9 protein-coding genes are annotated in these 5,968 nt (G+C 65.4%); 4 read left to right on the top strand and 5 right to left on the bottom strand.

Annotation, left to right across the window (positions count from 1 at the left end; all coding sequences use genetic code 11):
• The coding region (locus MRY84_RS09195) for a PQQ-dependent sugar dehydrogenase (protein ID WP_291505426.1) at positions 1–328 on the bottom strand (328 nt) is incomplete at its 3' end.
• A 48-nt stretch (positions 329–376) separates the two neighbouring features.
• On the opposite strand from MRY84_RS09195, the gene MRY84_RS09190 reads away from it, so the two are divergent.
• Entirely contained in the window at positions 377–952 is a 576-nt protein-coding gene (locus MRY84_RS09190; protein WP_291505425.1) for a C40 family peptidase, read from the top strand.
• Between the two features lie 58 nt (positions 953–1,010).
• Here the strand turns inward: MRY84_RS09190 and MRY84_RS09185 are convergent, their stop codons facing one another.
• Positions 1,011–1,397 carry a hypothetical protein gene (locus tag MRY84_RS09185; RefSeq protein ID WP_291505424.1) on the bottom strand — a complete coding sequence of 129 codons (387 nt, stop codon included), beginning with the start codon at positions 1,395–1,397 and terminating at the stop codon, positions 1,011–1,013.
• Positions 1,398–1,765: 368 nt separating this feature from the next.
• Here MRY84_RS09185 and MRY84_RS09180 point away from each other — a divergent pair, with 368 nt between their 5' ends.
• Together MRY84_RS09180 and MRY84_RS09175 are read left to right on the top strand one after the other, a co-directional pair.
• Entirely contained in the window at positions 1,766–2,017 is a 252-nt protein-coding gene (locus MRY84_RS09180; protein WP_291505423.1) for a GlsB/YeaQ/YmgE family stress response membrane protein, read from the top strand.
• Between the two features lie 53 nt (positions 2,018–2,070).
• Complete coding sequence (locus MRY84_RS09175) at positions 2,071–2,595, top strand: hypothetical protein (RefSeq protein ID WP_291505422.1); 525 nt, start codon at positions 2,071–2,073, stop codon at positions 2,593–2,595.
• A gap of 46 nt (positions 2,596–2,641) precedes the next feature.
• Here MRY84_RS09175 and MRY84_RS09170 read toward each other — a convergent pair whose 3' ends face one another.
• Both MRY84_RS09170 and MRY84_RS09165 read right to left on the bottom strand, forming a co-directional pair.
• Complete coding sequence (locus MRY84_RS09170) at positions 2,642–3,667, bottom strand: tripartite tricarboxylate transporter substrate binding protein (protein ID WP_291505421.1); 1,026 nt, start codon at positions 3,665–3,667, stop codon at positions 2,642–2,644.
• An 86-nt stretch (positions 3,668–3,753) separates the two neighbouring features.
• Positions 3,754–4,230: a DUF3237 domain-containing protein gene (locus tag MRY84_RS09165; protein ID WP_291505420.1), complete on the bottom strand. Its 477-nt coding sequence runs from the start codon at positions 4,228–4,230 to the stop codon at positions 3,754–3,756.
• A gap of 268 nt (positions 4,231–4,498) precedes the next feature.
• On the opposite strand from MRY84_RS09165, the gene MRY84_RS09160 reads away from it, so the two are divergent.
• Positions 4,499–5,284: a helix-turn-helix transcriptional regulator gene (locus MRY84_RS09160; protein WP_291505427.1), complete on the top strand. Its 786-nt coding sequence runs from the start codon at positions 4,499–4,501 to the stop codon at positions 5,282–5,284.
• 21 nt (positions 5,285–5,305) lie between these two features.
• Here the strand turns inward: MRY84_RS09160 and MRY84_RS09155 are convergent, their stop codons facing one another.
• Positions 5,306–5,749, bottom strand: coding sequence for an Lrp/AsnC family transcriptional regulator (locus tag MRY84_RS09155; RefSeq protein ID WP_291505419.1), 444 nt, complete (start codon positions 5,747–5,749; stop codon positions 5,306–5,308).
• Between the last annotated feature and the right edge of the window lie 219 nt (positions 5,750–5,968).

The following is a 5,968-nucleotide window of genomic DNA, read 5'->3' as shown; positions in this document are numbered from 1 at the left end:
GGGCTGGGCTGATCTGCCCCTGCGCACTGATGACGCGCATCCGCCCCGCCCGTTCGGTGACCAGAAATTGGCCCTGCGGCAAAAAGGCCACGGCCCAAGGGTTTTCCAGCCCTTTCGCCACGCCCACCAGGGAAACCACGGGTGCGACGGGCTGCGCGCTGCTCGCTCCACACAGGGCGGCCACTACGAAAACAATAGCTGCTTGCGCTTTTGCAGCAAGCGCCAGCGGCATTTTTTGCTTGTAACTCATTGACAACCCCCGGGGGTGAAAGCAGCCGGCCGGAAACCGGGTTTTCTGACTTACTTCAACGAAATCAACAACTTGCAAATGTAATTATTTTCGATAAGCAACCACACCGTGGTACTCTTCGCCCCCATGTCCAGATGGCTTTGCACCCTCCTTCTGGCTTGCGCCACGGCTGCCCAGGCTGCCCCGCAAGCATCCAACCCCGACGAATTCGACCGTTTCATCGCCGACAAGGGCCTGATGACCCGGCTGGAAGACGTGAGCCACAAGGTGGCCGACCGCGCCCACAACGTGGCCGATCGCGCTTCCAACCTCGTACTGAATGCGATGGGTTTCCTGGGTGTTCCCTACAAGCGTGGCGGCAACAGTGCCGACACGGGCTTCGACTGCAGCGGCTTCGTGCGCGCCATGTACGAACAAACGGTGGGCCTTTTGCTGCCGCGCCGCGCCGACCAGCAGGCTGCTGCCACCCAGATCATCGACAAGAAGGAACTCCAGCCCGGTGATCTGGTGTTCTTCAACACCATGCGCCGCAGCTTCAGCCATGTCGGCATCTACGTGGGCGACAACAAATTCATTCACGCCCCCCGCAGCGGCGCGGAAATCCGCGTCGAAGACATGGGCGTCGCCTACTGGGCGCGCCGCTTCAACGGCGCCCGGCGCGTAGCAAGCTCTCCCAGCGAGGACACCACGCCGGCCAAGTAGGCCCGTGGCCGTGGACGGCGGCCGACCCAAACGGCTGACCGGCGAACCAGCCGCCTGATCAGTTCTTGATCTCGTACACCGTCTCGGTACTGCGGATGGGCCCGCCCACGACATTCACCGGTCCGATCGACGGGTCTCGCAACATGGCGCGGGCTTTGGCCATATCGTCCTGATAGCGAGCACGGGCCTGGGACTCGCAACTCTTGCGGTCCGCCGCCGCCATCTCGCGGCATTCCGCCAGACTGACCTTCAACCCTCCCCCAGCCTCACGGATCGCGGTCTGATAGCGCTGCTGGGGCGTGGTGTCCGGCACAGCACCGCGTGCCAGCGATGCCTCATCGCCAGATTGCGCCGCAGCGGTGGTGGGGATGACCAAGGCGCCGCCCAGCGACAGCACCGCGACAAAGACCAACGGGAAGGAACGGGCTTTCAAGCGCTTCGTCATGGAACTCCTTCGTTGTTATTGAGATTTTTGGGGGATTTATTCCACTCTACGCCGGACTATCTGCCGTGTCAGCAAGCAGCCACCGCGGGGCGGTGTCGGACGCGGACGACACAGCTGGCTGTGCTGCTTCGCTGCCTTTCCTCGCGCGCTGCGGAAGCCCGGCGATGGGACGCGTGAACTGCGCCTTATCCGACAACGGGGCCAATCCCCCTTTCCTAGAGTGGAAAGCACTGCGTCGCTGGCCAGCGACATGCTCCCCACGCCGCTCTGTTGGGCCGCGCGGGGGCACATTGGCCCCGCTGCTGGCTGCTGGCCATCCGCGCCGCCGCAGACTTACCTTTCCACAACTACAGCGCAGGGGAAAAAATATGGTTTCATTACTGGGAACACTGGCGGTCGGTCTGGTGGTGGGCTTGCTCGCCCGCGCCCTCAAACCGGGCAGGGACAACCTCGGCTGGATCATGACCATGCTGCTGGGCGTGGCCGGTTCGTTTCTTGCCACTTACTTTGGCATGGCCCTGGGGTGGTACGAGCAGGGCGAGCCCGCAGGCTGGATTGCGTCGGTGGTGGGGGCCATGGCCCTGCTGGCGATGTTCAGCCTGGTCAAGGGCAAAACCTGACTCCGGTCCGCCCGGTGCTGTTCAACCCGCCGCCCTTCGGCTACAACACCCCCATGCCTTCCTCGTTGCAAATGGCCGCTGGCAACCCGGCCTTGATCGCCGCCGTGCAGCGCAGCCGGAACCTGCTACACCGGCGGGCTCTGGTAGCCGCAGCCGCCAGCACCGTGCCCGTGCCCGGGCTTGACTGGGCCGTGGATGCCGCCCTGCTCTCCCGCCTGCTGCCGCAGATCAATGCGGAGTTCGGCCTGTCGCCCGCCCAGATCGACCAGCTCGACCCGGCCAAGCGGGAACAAGTCCAGAAAGCGGTGGCGCTGGTGGGGTCAGTTCTCATTGGCAAGCTGGTGACGCGCGAGCTGGTCTTGCGCGCCACCCAGACTGTGGGCCTGCGGCTGACCACCAAGCAGGCAGCCAAGTACGTTCCCCTCGCCGGGCAAGCCGTGGCGGCCACCATTGGCTATGCCACCTTGCGTTTTCTCGGCGAGCAACACCTCAAGGACTGCGTGCGTGTGGTGCAGGAGGCGCAGTTGCAGCTGCCTGCACCGGCGGCGCCCGCCCCCGCCGCCGGAAAGAGGCGCTGAAAAGCGCTGAAAGGGTCGGAGGCTCCGGCCCTGCGGGTGACGCCGCTCAGTCCGCCTTGAAGCCGGTGGCCGCGACCGCCTTGCCCCAAGTCACCGTATCGGCGGCAATGGTGCGCGCGAAGTCCTGCTGGCTTGTGCCGGTCACCCGGAAGCCCGCTTCTTCCATCTTGGTTCGCCCTTCCGGCGACTGCACGGCCTTGACGATGTCCGCGTTGAGTCGCGCCACGATCTCGGGCGGCGTCTTGGCGGGCGCCACGATGCCGAACCACGATGAGAACTCCAGGTTGGCGAAGCCCTGCTCCTTGATGGTGGGCACGTCGGGCAAGGCGGGCGTGCGGGTGGCACCGGTGGTGCCGAGCGCGGCAAGTTTCCCGGCCTTGACGTTGGGCGCGGCCAGGCCGACGCTGGCGAACACTCCTTGCACGTCGCCGCTGAACAGCCCGCCCAGCGCGTCCGAGGTGTTCTTGTAGTGCACCGGCTCGGGCTTGAGTTTGACGGCATCGCCAAACATGAAGGCCCCGAAATGCCCGGGCGTGCCCGCGCCGAACGTGGCCAGGAACAGACCCTTTTGCTGCTTGCTCCAGTCCACGAACTCCTTCACGTTGCGTGCCGGCACCTTCTGCGGGTTGACCAGCAGCACGAAGTCGGAGGTCACCACCTGGCTCACGGCCGTGAAGTCCTTGGCCGGGTCGTAGGGCAGCTTGTTGTAGCTGCTCGGGGCAATGCTGAGCTGGCCGGTTTCGCCCAGCATCAGTGTGTAGCCATCCGGCGCGGCCCGCGCGGCCTCGCCCGCGGCGATCAACCCACCCGCGCCGGGCTTGTTGTCCACGATCACACCCAGGTTGCCCCAGCCCTCCGAGAGCTTCTGCGCCAACAGGCGCGCCACGATGTCCGGCCCCGTACCCGCCGGGAAGCCCACGATGATGCGCACCGGCTTGTTCGGATAGGCACCCGCGCCTTGCGCCTGCGCGCCGGCCCAGGGCAGGAGCCCGGCCAGCAGTGCTGCGGCCACGAGAGCGCGGCGGGGCGTGGTGGCCTTGGGGGTGAGGCGATGCGGGGCTGCGTGTGTCATGAAAAGTCTCCGGGGATTCTTGTGGTTTGGAAGGATCAGGAAAACGAAGGAGGAAAAGGGGCACCAGCGCTCAGCCGGATGCAACGCTATCGCAGCTCGAAGAAGCGCATTGCCACGGTGTCCGGGTAGCGGGCGCCAGCGCCGACGAACATGCGCTCGGCAATCCATGACAGCGCAGGAGACGCTGTCTCAAAGCTGGGGCTGCAACGGAAGTACACGTGCGCCGGGTCCACCGGTTCGCCGCGCACCAGGCGTGCGATGACCTCTTCCGGACCCGAGCGCACCGCACGGTTTTGCACGTAGATCAAGTCGCCGCCATCGGTCTCCAACACATAGCGTGCATCCAGTTCCGACAGCCTCTCATTGACGATGAGCTGAAAATCCGCGCCACCGGGCAGCACCCGCGCGCTCCAGCCTTCGCCGATGGCGGTTCCGCCCAGGATGGGGATCAGCCGGCGCAGGCCATGCGCGGTGCGGCCGACCTCCTGGGGAGTGCCCACCTCCACACGCAGGTCGGCGAAGAACTTCAATGAGGGGGCCGCGAGGGGCAGATGATCAGACATGGGGCTTAGCGTAAGTCCCGTTGCCGCAGCGGCCTGTCATCCCGGAGGATGACGGATTAACCCGAGTACCGTGGCAGCAGCCGTGTCGAAGAATTCCCGACACGCCTACCCTGCCCGCGGCTCCCAGACCCCTACTTCCGACTCCTCCATGCGCCAGTGGCTCCCTCCTTCCCTGCAGACGGCCGACCGGCAGGTGCATAACCGTCCAGAAAGCCAGACCGTGGCCAGCCTGGTCCACAGGCTGGGCGAATCGGGCTTCGTGCCCGGGATGCTGCAAGACCTGGAGCCGGTGCTGCCCGCCGCGTCGTGGTCCGTGTACCGCACCGGCCCGCGCTGCAAGCCCACACTGTTCATGTCCGCCAGCCTCGGCGTGCCCGACACGACACGCGATTGCTGGTGGGCTTATCTCTCCGGTCCCTACCGCCGCGACAACACCTGGGGCCGGTCGTTCGACGACGCGCCCCTGCCGGAGCCGGAAACCCGGCTGTGCCACCTCACGGCCGCCGAGGTGGATGGCGAGCACCGCGCCCGGGTGTACGAGGCGCATGGCGTGTCCGAGCGCGTCTCGGTGGTCGAATATGAAAGCGACGGCTCGGTGTTTGCCGTGAACTTCTACCGCCACCAGCACCAGCGGCCCTTCAACGACCGGCAGATTGGCGCTTTTGAGTCAGTGGCACCGGTGCTGCTCGCACTCACGCGCAAGCACATCGATCTGTCAGGCCCTGGCCTGCCTCGGACGGCCCAGGGCGCTGGGGGTTCCCTCACCAGCAGCCTCGGCAAGCCGCGCTCTATCGAACCTACGGCGACAGGCCTGGCGCCGTTGGCGATGGATGACCTGCCCGTGCTGCGCATGCGCCTGCTGCGCCTGCAGGCCGAGCTGACCGACAGAGAGCTGGACGTGTGCGCCCGCCTGCTGCAGGGCATGACGCACGAGGGTATCGCCAGCGACCTGGGCCTGGGCGTTCCGACCGTCAAGACCTACCGCAACCGAGCGTTCGCCCGCCTGGGCATTCACTTCCGCAACGAGCTGTTCGCGCGGGTGCTGGGTGGCTGAGCCGCGCACACGCCCTTCCCTTCAAATACCCGGAATCCACGGTGGCGGCCGTCGCCGGATGGTCTGCGCCTTGACGATGGCCGTGCTCGTCTGGGCCTTGTCGGCAATGCGGTCCAGCACGCTGTCGAGCTGCTCAATGGTGCGAACGTAGACACGCGCCACAAAGCAGTCATCCCCAGTCACCTTGTCGCATTCGCAGAACTCAGGCGTATCCCGTATGAGCTGCTCCACCGCTGCCAATTGGCCTGGCAAGGGCCGGATGCGGACGATGGCCTGCAGCTGGTAGCCCAGCGCGCGCGGCTCGATGTCTACCGTGAATGCGCGGACCACCCCGCGCTCTTCCAGGCGCCGCAGGCGCTCGGACACGCTGGGCGAGGAAAGGCCCACGCGCTCGCCCAGTTCCTTGAGCGAGGTGCGCGCATCCTGGTGCAGCTGGGTCAGGATGGCTTGGTCAATAGCATCCATGGCAAAAACGCAAAAATAAAAAATTGCCTTCGATTATCAGGAACAAAAAAGAAAACGCCTAACAAAAGCTATTCCGTGAGGACCATCTGTTTTATACAGTTTGGCATCGACAACACATGGCGGGAACACAGGCATGGACAAGAAAACACAGGGCACGCTGGAGATGAGCGCCGCGATGGCCATCTCCGGGACCATCGGCTGGTTCGTCGTGCAATCGGG

This window comes from Acidovorax sp. (assembly GCF_022763525.1).
Taxonomy (GTDB): domain Bacteria; phylum Pseudomonadota; class Gammaproteobacteria; order Burkholderiales; family Burkholderiaceae_C; genus Acidovorax.
Note: the sequence above shows the minus strand (reverse complement) of the source record. Positions and strands in the feature narration are given on the sequence as shown.